This is a genomic window from Winogradskyella eximia (assembly GCF_003386165.1).
In the GTDB taxonomy this organism is placed as follows: Bacteria; Bacteroidota; Bacteroidia; order Flavobacteriales; family Flavobacteriaceae; genus Winogradskyella; species Winogradskyella eximia.
Genome location: NZ_QRDV01000008.1, coordinates 143,725 through 161,566 on the forward strand (window position 1 = coordinate 143,725; position 17,842 = coordinate 161,566).

Here is a 17,842-nt window from a genome sequence, read left to right on the forward strand (position 1 = left end):
ATTTAGTTAATAATTCATTTTATAAACTGATTGTAGTACTCATCAGTCTAAGTGTTATTGTCATATATTTCAAATTTCTATATGGTCATTGAGAACAACTTTGTTTCTGGCTTTTTTCGCTGTAATAACAAATCGAAAGCCATACAAATATTTCTTATAAATGGTTTCCCTTTATCTGTAACGGTAACATTTTTTGTTTCAAATTGAAGTAATCCGTCTAATTCAAATTCCTTTAAATTAATAAGTACTTCTGGTAATTCATTAAATGCCATATCATCATTAATCCAGGACGTTTCAAAATTACACATCAGATTAAGAATGTGTTTTCTAATAACTAAATCTTCTGTATTTAAAATGTGACCTTTAAAAACCGGAATTATATCTTGGTCTAATAACTTATAATACTCTTCATTAGACTTCACGTTTTGCGCAAAACCATACCAGCTATCACTAATAGAAGACACTCCCAAACCAATCATAGCTTGAGTTTTAGAAGCGGTATAACCCATAAAATTACGATGCAATGTTTTATTTTCCATCGCTTTATAGAGTGAATCTGTTTTTAGTGCAAAATGATCCATACCAATCTCTACATAACCAGCTTCTTCAAAACGTTGTTTTCCTGTTTCGTACTGCTGACGTTTAGATTCTGGAGTTGGCAAATCGTCTTCACTAAAACCACGTTGTCCATTTCCTTTTATCCAAGGCACATGTGCATAACTGTAAAACGCAATGCGATCTGGCATTAATGTTTTTGTTTTATTAATGGTTTCTATGACATCTGCTTCTGTCTGAAATGGTAACCCAAAAATAATATCATGGCCTACAGAAGTATAACCTATGTTACGTGCCAAATCTGTAGCGCGTTTTACGTTTTCAAAAGGTTGAATACGATGAATCGCTTTTTGAATACTGAGATTATAATCTTGAACACCATAACTCACACGTCTAAAGCCTAAATTGAATAGTGTTTGAAGATGTGCTTCTGTTGTATTATTAGGATGGCCTTCAAAACTAAACTCATAGCCTTCAGCCAATTCAGCATCTTTTAAAAGTCCTGAAATTAAAAATTCTAGATGCTCTGGTGAGAAAAATGTTGGTGTACCTCCACCAAGATGTAATTCTTTAATTTTTGGTGTACTACCTAATAATTTGAGGTACAATTGCCACTCCTTTAAAACGGCTTTTATGTACGGAGCTTCTACCTCATGTCGTTTAGTAATGCGCTTATGACAACCACAAAAGGTGCATAAACTTTCGCAAAACGGCAAATGGATGTAGAGACTTAAACCTTCGGATGTATTACTTTCTTCAAAAGAACGCTTTAACGACGCTTTCCATTGCTCTAAAGAAAACGATTCTAAATCCCAATAGGGCACTGTTGGATAGCTCGTATAACGAGGACCCGCAACATTATATTTATTAATTAACGATTGACTCATACCTAAAAACTTGGGTTCAAAATTAGTAGTATGTACAGAATTAAAATATGATATTTGTCATATCGAATTAATCTCAAACTGAAGACCATTAATTCATCTTGCACAAAAACATTTATATAATTAACTTTACTAAAAAATAGAAATAGCCATGAAAAGCACAAAATTCTTATCCCTACTTGTTATTATTACTTTAGCATTTACATCTTGTAAAGAAGAAAAAAAAGAAGCACAAACGGAGGTACAAACAGAAACAGTTGAAAACACCACTAAATACGTGGTTAAACCAGAAGCAACAACAGTGACTTGGAAAGCTTACAAAACAACAGAAAAGCTACCTGTTGGTGGTGAGTTTGCCACTTTAAATTTTAAAGAAAAAGAAGGTGCTACTCCAGAGGAAGCTTTAAACGGTTTAGAATTTTCTATTCCTATTAGTAGTTTATTTACTAAAGACGAAACTAGAGACCAAAAACTAAAAACATCTTTCTTTGGTGCTATGCTTGATACCGAGATTTTAAAAGGCACCATTAAGTATATAGACAATGCTTACCTAGCATCTATAACGATGAATGGTGTTACAGCAGACTTACCTTTAGAAGTTAGTATTACTGACGAAAGACGTGTAAATATGAAAGGTACCATGCAACTGAAAGATTGGGATGCATTAGGTGCATTAGAATCTTTAAACAAAGTTTGTTTTGATCTTCATAAAGGTGCAGATGGCGTTAGTAAAACTTGGGAAGACGTTGCTATTGAAGTAAACACTTACCTACGCGAAAACTAAATTCCTTTTAATTTTTCCATTTGATAGCGTTTATCAAATGGGTTAATATAATTATGGATTGCGTTCTTTAAGCACATATTACTTTGGTAATTTGTGCTTATTGTTATTATACATCTAATATCAAAAAGCGTATTGTAAAATAATCGGAATACAGGTTATTTCACTTATATGATTGCTGAAGATGATTCATTAAAGAACATCACAGTAGCAATAGAGATAGAAGGCATATAACTAAGTTTTACTATTAACACTAATTAAAAATCAGAAAGCATCATGAAAAATTTAAAATTATTAGTACTCACATTTGCTGTTGTATTTACTACAGCTTGTAAAGACACCACAAAGACTGCAGACACAACTATTAAAACTGAAACAGAAGAGATTAAGGACAACATATCTTCTGAAAAAAAATTATCAATTACTTTATCTCCAAAAAGTGATAGTAATGTAGAAGGTACCATAAATTTTAGTGAGAAAAATGGTATCGTCACTATGGCTGGTACTGTCACTGGTTTAGAAGAAGGAGAACACGCTATTCACATTCATGAAAAAGCAGATTGTTCTGCTGCTGATGGCACATCTTCAGGAGGTCATTGGAATCCTACAGGTCAACCACATGGTGCTTGGGGAGACAAAGCTGGCTATCATAAAGGAGATATTGGTAACTTAACTGCAAATGCAAACGGACGTGCAACAATCACTAAATCAACAAATGAATGGTGTATAGGTTGTGGAGACGAGACCAAAGATATTTTAGGTAAAGCGGTCATTGTACATATTGGTATAGACGATTTAAAAACACAACCTACTGGTGCTGCTGGTGCTCGTATTGGTTGTGCAGGCATTATAGAATAATTAACTAAACTATTACATAACATTTAAATTGTTAGAATAATTGCGGCGATTTCTTCCCCATTTCTGCGAAAAATTCTAAATAATATCGCTAATAAATGGAATTAGAAACACTGGTAATTCAGTTTCAAGATAAAAATCATGCCGCATTTGAGAAGCTCTACGGCATGTACAGTAAAAGCATACATGGTGTGGTTTACAACATTGTAAAAGATACTGCTATTGCAGACGAGTTAATGCAAGATGTCTTTATAAAGGCATGGCATAAGTCGGATACTTACTCGCCAAAGAAAGGACGTTTTTTTACGTGGATTTTAAATATAGCACGTAATGCTGCTATAGACAAAACACGTTCTAAAGCATTTAAACAGTCTAAACAAAACCTCAATACAGATTATTTCGTAGATATTATAGCCAGTCATGATAATTTAGATGACAGCACAGATGCTATTGGCATTAAGAAATTTGTAACCGAATTAGGTGAAAAATGTAAAGCAGTTATTGAACTGTTGTACTTTAAAGGATTTACGCAAAAGGAAGCTTCGGAAGAATTACAAATGCCAATTGGCACTATTAAAACAAGAAACCGAAACTGTATTCAACAATTAAGAGATATGGTATTGTAATATGGACATAAAAGCATACATAGAATCTGGTATTTTAGAGCTATACGTAGCTGGCCAACTTTCTGAAACAGAAAATCAGGAGATTTATGACCTTTTGCAACAACATCCCGAATTGTTACAAGAAGTTATAGAAATAGAACAAGCCGTTGTTAAATTAACAGCAGCAGCATCACCAAAAGCCAACGGTTTTAGTTCCATTAAGGAACGCTTAAGCACCAACGACACTAAAGTGGTAGAGCTTACACCTAAAAAGACCAATTGGATCAGTTATACAGGTTGGGCAGCTTCCATTATATTGGCTGCTGGCTTATTCTGGACTTTAAACCAAAAAACAGAATTAGAACAACAAATACAAACTGCAGAAATAGAAAACCAATATCTCGAAACACAAATAGAAGATGCCAGAGCTGATTTAGCAGCAACTAAAAACTTACTTAATGTAATAAGAGATAAAAACATTATTGCTGTACCACTTGGTGGCCAAGGTGATTTTGCATCTAGCTTTGCAAAAGTATATTGGAACAAAGCAGACAATACCATTTACTTAGATGCAGAAGGTTTACCAAATGCACCAAAAGGAAAAGTTTGGCAAGTTTGGTCGTTAACGTTAAACCCATTAACACCTACAAGTTTAGGTACTATTGAAGATTTTAATACCGATGAGAATAAGATCTTTTCTATTGCCAACGCTAATAAAAGTGAGGCCTTTGGAATTACTTTAGAGCCCGAAGGAGGAAGCACATCTCCAACTATGGAGCAACTCTACACCCTTGGTGTAGTGGCAGCAGCACCTTAATATTAATACATATTAAATATTTAAAACCACCTTGTGCAAGCTTGGTGGTTTTTTTATTAAAATACGTAGTTCTACTTATAGTATCATAATTTTATTTTAGTATTTTTAAAGAGACTAAAATACACTGTTTATCACTAAATTAAAAAGGGATAATAACTGTTTTTATGTTCTTATAACAAGTTGGGGTTAATTTGAGAAAATCTGATAATCAAATGAAATTAGTACAATTAATTGAACTTCTAAATAAAGCAGAGAGTGAAAATGGTTATGAAAATTATGATGATGAATTAGCTTATGCATATGGCGAAATATTTGGGAAAGAAAAATTAGACAAAGTAATAAACTCAACTGGTTGGCCTAAAGACTACCATTTTTGTTGGGATGAATTAATTATCAAAAAGTTGAATAATGATTTATTAAACAGTCAAAAATATCTTTCATTAATTAAGTCTAAACATGAGAAATTTTGGATAACAATTGATTTAATTAAAAATGCTTTATTTGAACTTTCAAATTCTCAAATTGGAATAGACCTTATTGATAGCTTACAAATAGAAGATTTAAAATTTAAAGGATATAGATTACTTCTAAAGTATTATGCCCTAAATGGAGATTTGATAAATTTTAAAAATACTCTAGCAAAATGTGATACTAAAAAAGGACCTAGAGATGAAATTTATGGAGCAAAAGGTTTTCTACTCTCTGCTTTAGTAAATATCGATGGATTTCATAAAACCTATGAACTCTCACAAAGTAATTTTTTTAAAAACAAATCAACTGATTACATTTTAGATCTTACTGTTCCAATGACAAAAGAATCTGATATTGAAAAATTAGATGTTTTTTTAAACCAGTATCCAGAATTAGAAGAGAAAATGCCAACTCTACGACAAACATTATACATTGAGCTTGTCAAGAATAATGATTTTAATCAAGAGTTTTTTAATAATGCTTTAATCTACTTAGAGAAAATACCTAAAAAAGATAGGTATGATTGGGATGTTTTTGAATTAGCAGTAACAACAAAAAATCTTGATTTGATTAAAAGATGTAAGAAAGTTTTAAAAACACCAACAGTTAGAAAAGAACTAAATAAATATATTGATAGTATTAGTAAAAACTAACCCCAACACCGTATATAATTTATTGCTGGCTTCTTGCCTACTTACGAAAGTCCTCGCGGACTTTCTTGGTCTTTAATTATTTACTAAATTAGTTGTTTAAAACACGCAACAAACCATATACATCAACGTTAGGCAACATTTGAGAAATGACGAAACAAGAATTTTTATTTCATCTAAAAGGTGCAAGTTTAGTATCATTAAAATTTGCAGAAAATTATGTGAAAGATAAACTGACAACTGATTTTAAATATAATGTAATTCTCAATGCTTCGACTGACAATCCAAATCTGACCCAATTTGAAGTTTACCCAGAGGACGACGGAAAAATGAAATTGGATTTGACCGATAATGAAGTTGTCGAATTAATATATCGGAATGGAAAAGTGCCTGTATGGATTGACATAAACGTGCTTAAATCAAGTAGAAAAAGTACAACATTCAATTTACTTTGTGCTGGCAGATATTCGGACGATAAAAATGAATATTATTATAATGATAATGGTTCTGGTCCATTCGGAATTAAAAGTCCAAAATTGCCAATAGATTATAAAGAAGGAAAAAAGTTTAAATTAAAATGAAAAAACCAAAAAGCTTTGAAAAACCCGAAGGAAAAGAACATCTAGACAAAGATTTTCTGGAAGAATTAAAACATAAATTGTGGTCAACCAAAGGGATTCGATTTTATGCCAGCGATAGACTAAAGAAGATTTCAAAAATCTCAAATATTTGCACGAGTGTTTTGTCTGTATATTTAATTATTTTCGGACTTCTTTCTGTTTATAATATTTATAACCCATCTGAACAACACGAAAACTTATTTGCTTTCTCTATGACAGCAATTTCAATAATACTTCTGATTTTTTCAGTCTTTGAGAATTCTCAAAATTATTTAGTGAAAGCTGAAAAATTTCACGATTGCTCATTAGATATCGCCGATTTATATAATGAACTTCAGAATTTTAAAACGTATGACACAAAAAGTTCTGATAAAGAAAAAATGGAATATTGTAATGATATTCAATCGAGATATCAGAATATTTTAAGGAGATATGAAAATCACGACCAATTAGACAGACAAAAATTTAGAGCTGACAATATGGACTATTACAAATATCTAAAATGGGATTATTGGTGGAGAATTCAAATTATATATTTCTATAAAACTAAACTGATTTATTTATTAGCTATGATAATTCCTGGACTGATATTAGGATATTTAATAATAAAAAACGTTGCCTAACACCGTATATAATTTATTGCTAGTTTTAGCCTACTTACGAAAATCCTCACGGATTTTCTATTCGGTTTTTATTTGCTAAATTACGTGCTAAACCACGCAACAAACCATATACAAACACGTTAGCTACAATTATGAAAAAAACAATAATCGGAATAATAATCATCTTTCTATCTGGACTCAAATTGTTCAGTCAAAATACTTATACAGTTGATAAATTCAATATTTCGTTTGAAACGACTGAAAAGTTGGAATTTTCACTAGTTGAAACTGAAAATGTAGCATCTTTTGAAAATGACAATGTTGCAGTAGATATAGAAATTATTCCTATTGAGCAAGAATCGAAAAAGTTTAGAAAGAATCTCAAAAAAGGTGCGAAAGAAATTGCAAAAGACTTTGGTTTAAAGAAGATTAAAGATGGCGGAAAATTACTAAAAGTTGACAACGGATATTATGTAAAAGGACTTGACTTTGATGAAGGAACAAAATATCCTGTTATTATTATTGCAGCTTTAAACTATGACAAAGGAATAGCATACGAAATAAGTATTGACTGTTATAACTTAAATGAAACTGAAAGTAATAGAATTATAAATAGTATTAAACTAGTTAAATAACAGTAGCTAACAATGGCTATAAGTAATTGCTTGTTCTCGCCTACTTCTGAAAATCCTCGCGGATTTTCAGTTTGGTGTGTACTTGCAAAGTTAAGTGCTAAACCACGCAACTACTCATAGCCGAGACCGTTACAAATTAATCATTACATCATTTAAAAATGTACTGTAATTATTCAACTCAAAAGGAACATCTGCATTTTTTTCCATATCGTGAAAATGATGTGTTGCTAATAATTCAATTCCTGTAAAAGCATTCATTTTGTGAAACCCAAACATAGCACCCTCATCTACACTTTTTTGATTAAAAAATTCATTTTCTAAAGTAAATGCGGTTTTAGGTGCATTCCAACTTGTAGTTAGTATATATTTTTTTCCGTGCATTAAACCACCAGTTCCGTAATTGATGTCTGGATTTTTTCTACTTCTTCCATCACTGGCATAAATTCCATTTTGATGACCTTCTGTAAAAACTTCATCTATATATTTTTTAAATCCAAAAGGTATTTGAAACCACCAAATAGGCGTATGATAAATCACTATATCTGCCCACTTAAATTTTTCAACTTCTTCTTTTACGTTATAATTTTCACCTACTTGAGTAGATTTCACTTCAAATTCCTCACGCTTATCAAAATATGAAATCGTATTATTGAAAAGTGTTTCGTTAAATCTTCCACCAGAATGTGCAAATGGATGACTGCCATTAATTATAAATATATTTTTCATTTGTCTCTTATTCTATTTGAGGCAAAACTAAACCAATATTTATTATTGTAAAAATAATACAAATCATACCTTTGTATCAATATTTTAATAGCTATGGTGAATTTAGAATGGTACAGAACATTTAAAGAAATCTATGAAAACGGAACGTTAACTAAAGCTTCTATTGCTTTATATGCTTCTCAACCCGGAGTTAGTGTGCACTTAAATGCACTAGAAGCTTACGTTGGCAAAAAACTATTTGAGCGTACTTCGAGAAAAATGATTCCAACAGAGGATGGGAAATTTTTATATGAATATATTATTGAATCTTTAAAAAAACTTGAAATTGCAGAACAGCATTTTAAAAAAACAACGCAAGAAAAAAATCCTTCGCTAAACATTGGAATGTGTTCAGAAATGTTTCAACTAATTATTGAACCCGAAATTCCCAAACTAGACTTTGACCTAGTAGCTAGATTTGGAGCACATACAGATTTAATAAAAGACCTAAACAATGGCATTTTGGATTTAGTAATAACACCTAAAAAACAGAATGAAAAAAGATCATTAGTTGAGTATATTCCGTTTTCAAAAGAAAGAATCGTTTTAATAGCAGGAAACAAAACGAATACAACTCAAATACAAAAACACATTAAATCTAATAATTTAAGTAATTTAGAAGCCGAATTACATCAAAATATTTGGTATAGTTCATCAAACGAAATGGAACATTTTAGACGTTTTTGGTTTGAGAATTTTAATAAGAAACCTGCTTTTAAACCCAACTATATTTTACCAAATATTACTTCTATTATTAGATGTTTAAACAATGGAAAGGGACTTGCATTAGTTCCCGATTTTTTATGTCAGGAACAAATTTTAAAAAACGAAATAAATTTAGTTTGGGAAGGAAACGTAAAAACGGAAAACACCTTATACTTTGCATCAAGAACAGATTTGAAATACAAAAAAGAATTAAATACAATTAAGAATATATTTACATCAAAAATGAAATAAACGTAGCAGAACAACGTGTATAATTGGTAAATTTGATCGTTACTTATTTGGAAAATTCCTTAAGAATTTTCTCTGGCAAGTATTTGTTTACTAAATTAGTTGTTTAATCACGCAACTCATCATGCACAAGACCATTGTCTGTAATGCGGAAAACCACGATAACTCAATGAATATATTTTTAAAATTAAAAAACTGGCAAGTCTTTTTAATTTGGATTTTGGGAGTTATTCAATTGGCGTTTTTTATAAAATCTGACTTTTGGTTTATTTCGTTTGGTATTTATTTCGGGCTTTTTTCACTCTGGATTTATTCTATAGGAAAAGTTCTAAACAAAAACAATCCTGAATTAATTAAGCGTATGAATATTTGGTGGATTTTATATTCGATTTCACTAATTCCTTTAGCAATAAATTACCGAGATAGTATAATGAGAACTTATGACAGAATTGACACATGGATTATAATTCTGACTATATGTATTGGATTTATAGCAATTGCAAAAATTACAATATATTCTGCAAAAACAATAAAAAGAGCTGAATTGGGTAGAGAATATGAAACAGCTGATTTAGTTTCAGAAATATTCTTAATCTACTTTTTCATCATTGGAATTTGGATTTTACAACCACGACTGAATAAAATAATGGCTGAAAAATAAAGCACAACAGGTAACACCATGTATAATTAATTGCTTGATCATTACCAACTCACTAACATTCCTGCGGAATATTCTATCTGTGTTTTATTTACTAAATTATGTACTTAAAACACGTTAACAGCCCTTTGAATTCGTAACCAAAAATGAGAACAAGAATTACTGATAAAAATATGTTTTTATCCTTATTTATTTTCCTTTTTATCTTCTCGTGTAGCGAGAGTGAAGAAGAAATTAATCTTGGAAATAATTTTTATTATATCCCATTTCAAGAAATAATATTTGATGTAACAAGTTTTGGTGGAAATGGAATTTACCAACTTAAAAATAATGAAAAAATCCCTGTGGTTTTATCTAATATTGACAAGTATAAATATAATTCTGAATTCATTATTATAAAACAGATTTTTGACATGGAACAGACTTCTCTACTCATAGAAAATATGATATTTCTACCAAAAACATATTTTACCTATGACAAAAATTATATTCTTCTAAATGAAAACTTTTTAAGCAAATTAGACACGTCGAAAGATAATAGTATTTATTCTCAAACATTCACCCACCAACTTTTAGAAAATACGTCATCGATTCAAAAAATGAAAACGAACAAGGAAAATTACTATATTATTGAAAAAAAGAATCTAAAAATTAATGGACCATTAACCAAAAATGAATTCAAAGAAATAAAAAAAAATCTTGAAATAAATTTAAGTTTTGAATAAAAACACAATTTTAGAACTACACTCTAGAGATCATTCCTTTTAAGATTTTATGCAAGTAGCGTGTATAATTAACTGTTGACGGACTATTCAAAATCCTTCCGGATTTTATATTCGAGTTTTAATTCATTAACTTTAGGGCTTAAACACATAACAAACCCAATATAGATATTAGTATTTATTGAGGCAAAAAGTTAAAAATGAAACTTCTATGAGTAATCTATCAAAAATTAAATCGGAAATTGAAAGTTATGCCAATGAATCAAATTTGACAGAATTGCAAATTGTTGAGAAATTGGAACATCATTTTTTCAATAAAAAAGTTAATGAGAATTTAAAACTTTATAAAAAAGGAAAGAAAAGAGTGAGTGATATTACTAAAGACCTAAAAATATCTCCACGAAAATTTTATGCCATTTTAGAAAAGAAAAAAATTAGTCATAAAAAATACAATAAAAAGGAATAAAGCATACCATTGCTAAGACTAATGACTTTTTTAATCATACATCTTCTAAAAATCATTAAAAAATTTCACGCCAAAAGTGGGTTTACAAAATAATATGTCCACTATATAACTAATTACATTAAAGTAAACTTTAAGAAATTTCTAACCAAAACTAGTGGAAGATTTTCAAATAAAATATAATAAAACCTCTCAATTACTCAAAAAAGCTGTTTCTTATTACTATCACGGAAATTCATGTGCTTGCCAGTATCCAAGGTTTATGCAAATAGTTGGAATAAACTGCATTCACTATAAAGCATCTTTTAAGGCTTGGGAAACAACATTATTAATTGAAAAAGTAAAACCTTATTTTGAAATTGAAACGCTTAAAAACGGATCTGAAAATACAAATGAAAAATGGACTTGCAGAAAATGCAAATCTCAATTTAACTATGGATGGTCAGATTTCAGTATTGCAGTAGAAAGAGACGTTTTGTTTCCAATCAAATTAAACGCTAAAGAAAAGGGAGAAAAAGCGATAAAACCTATTCCACTCTATCTAGGACTTTACGGTCATAGCTATCCTTCAAAAAAAGAAATTACTAATGTGAATTTTGATGCTTTCAAAACATATATAATGGAAAAATAACATCTTAAACCTCAAAGTATATTTCGGTTATGGTGGTAGTTCATCTTTTTAAAAACTATCAAATTTTACTTCTCTAGTTGGTTGAGTTCAGTTATTTTAGATTTTTATTTGCTAAATTACATACTTAACCTCGCAACTAATCATTCATAATAACTCACACAAAACTAAAGCCAACCATGACACTGAGATTTTCACTAATTATTATGATGTGTTTTTGCATTAAGACTTATGCACAAGACAAAAAAATTAATTTTCAATTATCACTTGGACCAACGATTTCCATTCCAAAAACAAGCGAACTCACCAACACCAACGTTAATGGAAGTCCTGAAATTAAGTCTTCCATAAATATTGGAGCTTATATTTTACCAAGTGTAAATTATCCCATTAACGAAAAATTATCTCTCGATTTTGGTATCGGGTTTTATCTCGATCGGTTTTCTGTAGAAGATAAAGTTGCCGCAACTACTAATAAAGGCAACCGCAATATTAGCCAAATTCAAACACCAATAAATTTTAACTTTCATTTTTCTAAAGACAAATCGTATCAATTAGGTATTGGAGGATTTGCTAGTTTTTTAGTTGCTGCTAAGGAAAAAGGAGAGACCATCGTAGATAATTCTCAATTTAATTTTATTGATCCCAATGACCCAATATTCTATGAAAATTCTGTAGTGAGTTATGACAAAAACATAAAGGATAATTATAATTCTGTAAGTTTTGGAGCCTTTATTCAAATAAAAAGAAGCATATCATTTTCAGCAGACAAAAAAGGCTTTATACTTCTAAAGATTAATCAATATTTTAATGCCATAAAGAACAATGATCCTGATTCAGATTTAACCCAATACATTGATTTTAAAAATGAAAAAGAACCTACAACAGTAAATTTAGGAATTGGATTAGTATTATAATACTAAACTAAACCTATATGTATAAAAAAATAGTTGAGTTATTATTTTTATTAATTGTTGTTCTATTTTGTAAACCATTGATAAAGATTTAGACTCTCTTAAAATTGCTGAACAATATTATGAGATTTTAAACCACTCAGATCTATCAAAAATATCAGAATTATTAAGCAATAGTATTGTAATTAGAAAAAGGAAAGTAACTATGATGAACATTTTATAAGTCATTGAGCATAATCATAAAACTAAAAGATCAATGAAATCAATTTTTAAAATTCAAATAGTAATTATTCATTTATGGTTTATCGTTTGTTCTTATTTAATGTTAACCGAAAATAATGAAGTCGACTACATAGGAAAGAATGAACCTACCAAAACAGAACTTTATGAAATTTTATTTTACATATCATTAGTTATATTAATTGTATTCTATCTCTACCTTTTAAGTATAAAATTATTAAACAAGACTAAATAGAATTAGCAATAGTGTTATTAAGAAATTAGTTCCTATATACTTTTGAGAAAAAGAAAATATAATCCCATAACAGTAAACTAAATAACATTTTGACACAAAAAAAAAGCGACCTGAAGTTCAGATCGCTTTTTATTTGTATTAATTTCTATTGACTAGTTATTAATAATCGTTAACTCATCTACAATATGTTTGGCATTAGAGTACTTGTCTATTAACCAAAGTACATATCTAATATCTACATTAATGGTACGTTGCAAATCTTTATCGAAAATTACATCACCTGCCATAGCTTCAATGTTTCCATCAAAGGCTAAACCAATTAATTCACCTTTTCCATTTACAACAGGAGAACCAGAGTTACCACCAGTAATATCATTATCCGTTAAGAAATTTACTGGTAATTGACCACGCTCATTAGCATAACGACCGTAATCTTTCTTTTCGTAAATATCTAGCATACTCTGATCTAAATCAAACTCACTATCGTTTGGCTTGTACTTTTTAATCATACCTTGAAACGTTGTGTAGTTATTTTCGTTTGCATCGTTTCTTTTATCTGCTGGTAAAGCTCTCACTTTTCCGTAAGATAAACGCAAAGTAGAATTTGCATCAGGATATTTTATATCGCTTAATCCAGATTTACGTAAACCTTTTACTAATAATCTAAATGACGCTTGAAAATCATTTTCTGGTTGTTCTAATTCCTCAGGACTTTCTCTATACTTATCTAATAACTGGTTAGATAATTTAAATAAAGGATCATTCTCTAAAATAGCTTCATCAGGATATTGTAAAAATGATAAGGCTCTTTCTTTTGAAGAAAACAAACTTAAATCGAAAATTGCATTAGTATATGCCGTAAAATCATTATTGTTTTTTTGTCCTACTTCAGCAACAAGTTCTGGTAACGAATAATTAGATTTTGATGCTAATAAGCCTAGTTGTTTTGCTAGAATTTCTTTTTCTAAAGGCAAATGATAATTTTGATACGAATTTTCTATAAACGCTTCTAGTCTTGGCAATAAGTTTTTACGTTCTGCATCACTAGCACTCACATATTGTTTTAAACCAGATCCAATTCTATATGGCAAGACAGCAAACTTACTAGAACGTAACATACCTAATAAATAATTGGTTTGCTTTGCTTTTTCGTTAGTTAAGCTATAATAATTATTGATGTTTTCAATAACCTTTCCGTAAGTGGCTTTATTATCTTTCTTCTTAGCCCATTTTTCAAATTTAGCTTCGGTTTTACTCTTTTTCTCAACGGTTTTATGCTCCGTTAATGCTTTAATCATACCTGCTCTATTTTTCCAGTAGTTAGCAATGCCAGCATATGCAGAAGCATACATTAGATTTACAGATTCGTCTGCATCCATGTATTTCTTCATCACGTCCATACTTAACTTAGAACCTTCTACCCAAGCAGGATATGCATATTTCACATTTTGCTCAACACCTTGTGCAGGCATCCAACGGTTTGTACGACCAGGATAACCCAAAATCATAGCAAAGTCATTTTCTTTTACACCATCTATATTTACTGGTAAATGATATTTTGCTTTTAAAGGCACGTTATCTGTAGAATATTCTGCTGGTTTACCTTCGTTATCAGCATAAACTCTAAATAATGAAAAATCACCAGTATGTCTTGGCCATTCCCAGTTATCTGTATCTCCACCATATTTACCTACATTTTCTGGAGGTGTACCTACTAAACGTACATCTTTATAATCCTCGTAAACAAAGTAGTAAAACTCATTGCCTTGATAAAATGAACGTACAGAAACAGTATATTTTCCGCCTTCACTATTTTCTTGTTCAATTTTAGCAATCTCTTTATTAAGTGCTGCTTCGCGTTCTTTTTCGCTCATGCTATCATTAACTTGAGCCAACATACGTTTAGAAACGTCGTCCATTCTCACAAAAAAGCGAACATATAGACTTTCTGGCTTCATTTCTTCTGCCTGAGAACCAGCCCAAAAACCATTTTTTAAATGATTCTGTTCTGCTGTAGACAATTCTGCAATAGCATCATAACCACAATGATGGTTAGTTAATACTAAGCCACTATCTGAAACTATACTTGCCGTACAACCTCCGTTAAATTGTACAATGGCATCTTTTAAACTTTGATTGTTAATACTGTAGATTTCTTCGGGTGTTAATTGCAAACCCATTTTTTGCATATCGCGATAATTTAAGCGCTCTATATGCATTAAAAACCACATACCTTCATCTGCCATTACTGACGTAAATGAGATGATAAAGGCAATAATTGTAAGGGATATTTTCTTCATGTTTTGTTGTTTTAATTATCGTGTTAAAAATAATGAAATTTATGTGGTTTCAGTTGTTGTAAAAGTGTTAAAACTACTATTCCATAAAACAAAAAACACCCACTCTTTCGAGCAGGTGCTTTCCCTAACAAAAAAACTCAAAAAACATCATAATCAACTTATGATTTGATTCATCTAAACCCTAACCTTAGATGCATCTTTCTTGCTAGTGAACAATCAACAAAAACTAATCTGCTTCCCCACAGATTAACTCATTGAACGTTTTTAAAATCTATAACTAACAGTTCCTTTTAAAAAGAAAGGTATTCCGGGTGTAAAATGAATTTCTTCTACAGATGCTGCCTCGTTTTGTAAGCGAGATTCTGTTGCAAATTGTGTTTCATTCCAATCCACATCAAATAAATTTTCTACGGCTAAACTAAAAGTGATCTGGTTCAATGTATAATTCACATTAAAATCTGTAACCATATAACCTTCTGCTACAATAGAATTATCTTCATTGGCAGCTCTATCATCTAAATATCTAAAACGCAATCCACCTGAAAATCCATTAAGATCATCAATAGACAAACCACCTGTTAATGTAAAATCTGGAGCTAAAGGAATATAATCCTCTCCATCTGGTTCATCTATACTTCTGGCATTGGTTAAAGTGGCATCTGTATCTAAAAACAACCAATCATTAAGCTGGTAACGCAACCCTAAATCTAATCCGTAACGTCTTGTTTTTCCGCTTGGTTCTACAATACCTGCATCACCTACATACACAAACTCTTGCTCTAAAAACAAATACCAAAGCGCTGAGTTTACAATTAACTTAGAAAATGGTTTCCATACTGTTCCTAAATCTGCACCATAAGATTGTGGTAAAACAGCTTCACCTCCATTGGCTACAACGACTCTTGTGTCGTTAGAATGAAATCCTAATCCAGATTTTAAATACAACTGTAAATTATCCTGGGCATTATAAAAGAAATTCAATTTTGGACTTACAATTGTTTTAGTTTCAGATAAGGTTTTATAGTTAGTTTGAAGTGCGTCATTGTACATAAACTTAAAATAATCTAACCTTAAAGCTGGTGCGATTTTTAATTTTCCAAATTCAAATTCTGCATTAACAAAAGCATCAATATTAGTTTGATTAATATCACCTAATTGGATGTTTTCTAAAATTGTAGACCTATTTAAAGTTCTCGATAATTCTGTATCATCAGAAATATCATGTCTAATACCTATACCAGATGTTAATATCAATTCCGTTTCACCTAAAAAGGTTGTGTGCGAAATCGCTGTATTTACACCAAATATATTTCGGTCTTCCTTTTGTTTTATTTGATCTCCATTTATAGGATCTTCTAAAAAGAAAGTGAAATTAGAATACAGCTCAAAAGCATAATGTGAATAAAACGCATTAGCCTTAAGTTTTGTATTATCATTAATATATTTATCGAAGGTTACATTGAAATTTGTACGTTCCGTTTCACCTCCTTCAGTATCATCAATGGCACCAAATCTTGAAATATTGCCATTATCAACTTCGCGTTGTGGAATTTGACCTGAAGCATCCCAACGACTTGTAAAATGTGATGCTGTTAAAGTCAGTTTATCATTCTCTGGCGAAAACACCACGTACTTACCAAAAAGATTCAAACGGTTAAAATTTTGAGGAGAATCGTATGGACCATCAGTAGCTATATATTCCATAGCCACATAAGCATTTTGGTTTTTGGTATTCTCCATTAAATTAAATAACCCAACAGTTCTTAAGCTATTAAATTGACCAACGGAAAACAAAATTTCGCTTTCTTTTAAATAATCCTTTGTTTTAAAATCCACATAACCAGCTGTGTTAAAATCACCTTGCTGAACATAATATGCACCTTTACCAAAATCAATTTTATTAACCGTTTCTGGAATTACAAAATGTAAATCACTATACCCTTGACCATGTGCATGAGACACCATATTCACTGGCATTCCGTCTACTGAAAGCGATATATCTGTTCCGTGATCTATATCAAAACCACGTAAAAATATCTGTTCTGCTTTTCCTCCACCTGCATGCTGACCAATAAATAATCCAGGTACTTTACGCAGCACTTCTTGTGATGAATTTACAGGTGTAACATTTAAATCTAATCGTGAAATGGTGCTAACCGTATTTAATTCTTCGGTAATTACCATTTCATCTAATTGAAACATTTTTTCTTCAAGAATAATTTTAAAACCCTCAACAACATCTAACGTAATTCGTTTGGTTTTATAACCTAATAGACCTATTCTAATAGAATCACCTATTTTGGTGTTAGCGATTACAAACACACCATTTTCTGAGGTATGCGCATGATTTTCTGTGGTTTCATTATAAATATATACAGCTTCTAATGGCTGATTGAGTTCATTGACGACTAATCCTTTTAAATTTTGAGCCGTTAGAATTAATGATGAACAACCAAAGATGAGCATTACTAAAATTTGCTTTTTCATC

The 17,842-nt window shown here is 30.5% G+C and carries 18 protein-coding genes; 14 read left to right on the forward strand and 4 right to left on the reverse strand.

Going from position 1 to position 17,842, the window contains the following annotated elements; translation table 11 throughout:
- Positions 1-77: 77 nt before the first annotated feature.
- Positions 78-1,442, reverse strand: a complete 1,365-nt coding sequence (gene hemN / locus DFQ10_RS15540; RefSeq protein ID WP_115818356.1) for an oxygen-independent coproporphyrinogen III oxidase — start codon at positions 1,440-1,442, stop codon at positions 78-80.
- A 148-nt stretch (positions 1,443-1,590) separates the two neighbouring features.
- Here hemN and DFQ10_RS15545 point away from each other — a divergent pair, with 148 nt between their 5' ends.
- From DFQ10_RS15545 to DFQ10_RS15580, 8 genes are all read left to right on the forward strand, one after another.
- Positions 1,591-2,223 carry a YceI family protein gene (locus DFQ10_RS15545; protein WP_115818357.1) on the forward strand — a complete coding sequence of 211 codons (633 nt, stop codon included), beginning with the start codon at positions 1,591-1,593 and terminating at the stop codon, positions 2,221-2,223.
- A 273-nt stretch (positions 2,224-2,496) separates the two neighbouring features.
- Entirely contained in the window at positions 2,497-3,078 is a 582-nt protein-coding gene (locus DFQ10_RS15550) for a superoxide dismutase family protein (RefSeq protein ID WP_115818358.1), read from the forward strand.
- 95 nt (positions 3,079-3,173) lie between these two features.
- Entirely contained in the window at positions 3,174-3,701 is a 528-nt protein-coding gene (locus DFQ10_RS15555) for an RNA polymerase sigma factor (protein WP_115818359.1), read from the forward strand.
- 1 nt (position 3,702) lies between these two features.
- Positions 3,703-4,497, forward strand: a complete 795-nt coding sequence (locus DFQ10_RS15560; protein WP_115818360.1) for an anti-sigma factor — start codon at positions 3,703-3,705, stop codon at positions 4,495-4,497.
- A gap of 212 nt (positions 4,498-4,709) precedes the next feature.
- Positions 4,710-5,621 carry a hypothetical protein gene (locus DFQ10_RS15565; protein WP_115818361.1) on the forward strand — a complete coding sequence of 304 codons (912 nt, stop codon included), beginning with the start codon at positions 4,710-4,712 and terminating at the stop codon, positions 5,619-5,621.
- A 146-nt stretch (positions 5,622-5,767) separates the two neighbouring features.
- Positions 5,768-6,199: a hypothetical protein gene (locus DFQ10_RS15570; protein ID WP_115818362.1), complete on the forward strand. Its 432-nt coding sequence runs from the start codon at positions 5,768-5,770 to the stop codon at positions 6,197-6,199.
- Positions 6,196-6,861, forward strand: coding sequence for an SLATT domain-containing protein (locus tag DFQ10_RS15575; protein ID WP_115818363.1), 666 nt, complete (start codon positions 6,196-6,198; stop codon positions 6,859-6,861). The genes DFQ10_RS15570 and DFQ10_RS15575 overlap by 4 nt, the downstream gene beginning before the upstream one ends.
- A 245-nt stretch (positions 6,862-7,106) precedes the next feature.
- Positions 7,107-7,475 carry a hypothetical protein gene (locus tag DFQ10_RS15580; protein WP_115818364.1) on the forward strand — a complete coding sequence of 123 codons (369 nt, stop codon included), beginning with the start codon at positions 7,107-7,109 and terminating at the stop codon, positions 7,473-7,475.
- 129 nt (positions 7,476-7,604) lie between these two features.
- Here DFQ10_RS15580 and DFQ10_RS15585 read toward each other — a convergent pair whose 3' ends face one another.
- A complete protein-coding gene (locus DFQ10_RS15585) occupies positions 7,605-8,201 on the reverse strand; it encodes an NAD(P)H-dependent oxidoreductase (protein ID WP_115818365.1) in 597 nt (198 codons plus the stop codon).
- A gap of 93 nt (positions 8,202-8,294) precedes the next feature.
- Here DFQ10_RS15585 and DFQ10_RS15590 point away from each other — a divergent pair, with 93 nt between their 5' ends.
- From DFQ10_RS15590 to DFQ10_RS15615, 6 genes are all read left to right on the forward strand, one after another.
- Positions 8,295-9,197, forward strand: coding sequence for a LysR family transcriptional regulator (locus DFQ10_RS15590; RefSeq protein WP_115818366.1), 903 nt, complete (start codon positions 8,295-8,297; stop codon positions 9,195-9,197).
- A 121-nt stretch (positions 9,198-9,318) separates the two neighbouring features.
- Entirely contained in the window at positions 9,319-9,855 is a 537-nt protein-coding gene (locus tag DFQ10_RS15595; RefSeq protein WP_115818367.1) for a hypothetical protein, read from the forward strand.
- A gap of 143 nt (positions 9,856-9,998) precedes the next feature.
- The gene (locus DFQ10_RS15600; protein ID WP_115818368.1) at positions 9,999-10,577 is read left to right on the forward strand and encodes a hypothetical protein; all 579 of its coding nucleotides are present in this window, start codon (positions 9,999-10,001) and stop codon (positions 10,575-10,577) included.
- Positions 10,578-10,785: 208 nt separating this feature from the next.
- A complete protein-coding gene (locus tag DFQ10_RS15605; RefSeq protein WP_115818369.1) occupies positions 10,786-11,040 on the forward strand; it encodes a hypothetical protein in 255 nt (84 codons plus the stop codon).
- 154 nt (positions 11,041-11,194) lie between these two features.
- Positions 11,195-11,668, forward strand: coding sequence for a hypothetical protein (locus DFQ10_RS15610; RefSeq protein WP_115818370.1), 474 nt, complete (start codon positions 11,195-11,197; stop codon positions 11,666-11,668).
- Between the two features lie 176 nt (positions 11,669-11,844).
- Positions 11,845-12,582, forward strand: a complete 738-nt coding sequence (locus DFQ10_RS15615) for an outer membrane beta-barrel protein (protein ID WP_115818371.1) — start codon at positions 11,845-11,847, stop codon at positions 12,580-12,582.
- Between the two features lie 624 nt (positions 12,583-13,206).
- Here DFQ10_RS15615 and DFQ10_RS15625 read toward each other — a convergent pair.
- Together DFQ10_RS15625 and DFQ10_RS15630 are read right to left on the reverse strand one after the other, a co-directional pair.
- Positions 13,207-15,354, reverse strand: coding sequence for a S46 family peptidase (locus DFQ10_RS15625; RefSeq protein WP_115818373.1), 2,148 nt, complete (start codon positions 15,352-15,354; stop codon positions 13,207-13,209).
- 264 nt (positions 15,355-15,618) lie between these two features.
- On the reverse strand, positions 15,619-17,841 hold the full coding sequence (locus tag DFQ10_RS15630; protein ID WP_115818374.1) for a TonB-dependent receptor: 2,223 nt from the start codon (positions 17,839-17,841) through the stop codon (positions 15,619-15,621).
- Position 17,842 lies beyond the last annotated feature (1 nt).

Bases quoted from the DNA above. Each gene is read 5' to 3' on its own strand.
- DFQ10_RS15560 (WP_115818360.1), top strand. From the start codon at position 3,703: ATGGACATAAAAGCATACATAGAATCTGGTATTTTAGAGCTATACGTA.
- hemN (WP_115818356.1), bottom strand. From the start codon at position 1,442: ATGAGTCAATCGTTAATTAATAAATATAATGTTGCGGGTCCTCGTTAT.
- DFQ10_RS15555 (WP_115818359.1), top strand. From the start codon at position 3,174: ATGGAATTAGAAACACTGGTAATTCAGTTTCAAGATAAAAATCATGCC.
- DFQ10_RS15565 (WP_115818361.1), top strand. From the start codon at position 4,710: ATGAAATTAGTACAATTAATTGAACTTCTAAATAAAGCAGAGAGTGAA.
- DFQ10_RS15575 (WP_115818363.1), top strand. From the start codon at position 6,196: ATGAAAAAACCAAAAAGCTTTGAAAAACCCGAAGGAAAAGAACATCTA.
- DFQ10_RS15615 (WP_115818371.1), top strand. From the start codon at position 11,845: ATGACACTGAGATTTTCACTAATTATTATGATGTGTTTTTGCATTAAG.
- DFQ10_RS15600 (WP_115818368.1), top strand. From the start codon at position 9,999: ATGAGAACAAGAATTACTGATAAAAATATGTTTTTATCCTTATTTATT.
- DFQ10_RS15605 (WP_115818369.1), top strand. From the start codon at position 10,786: ATGAGTAATCTATCAAAAATTAAATCGGAAATTGAAAGTTATGCCAAT.
- DFQ10_RS15550 (WP_115818358.1), top strand. From the start codon at position 2,497: ATGAAAAATTTAAAATTATTAGTACTCACATTTGCTGTTGTATTTACT.
- DFQ10_RS15570 (WP_115818362.1), top strand. From the start codon at position 5,768: ATGACGAAACAAGAATTTTTATTTCATCTAAAAGGTGCAAGTTTAGTA.
- DFQ10_RS15590 (WP_115818366.1), top strand. From the start codon at position 8,295: ATGGTGAATTTAGAATGGTACAGAACATTTAAAGAAATCTATGAAAAC.
- DFQ10_RS15595 (WP_115818367.1), top strand. From the start codon at position 9,319: ATGCACAAGACCATTGTCTGTAATGCGGAAAACCACGATAACTCAATG.
- DFQ10_RS15545 (WP_115818357.1), top strand. From the start codon at position 1,591: ATGAAAAGCACAAAATTCTTATCCCTACTTGTTATTATTACTTTAGCA.
- DFQ10_RS15585 (WP_115818365.1), bottom strand. From the start codon at position 8,201: ATGAAAAATATATTTATAATTAATGGCAGTCATCCATTTGCACATTCT.
- DFQ10_RS15625 (WP_115818373.1), bottom strand. From the start codon at position 15,354: ATGAAGAAAATATCCCTTACAATTATTGCCTTTATCATCTCATTTACG.
- DFQ10_RS15630 (WP_115818374.1), bottom strand. From the start codon at position 17,841: ATGAAAAAGCAAATTTTAGTAATGCTCATCTTTGGTTGTTCATCATTA.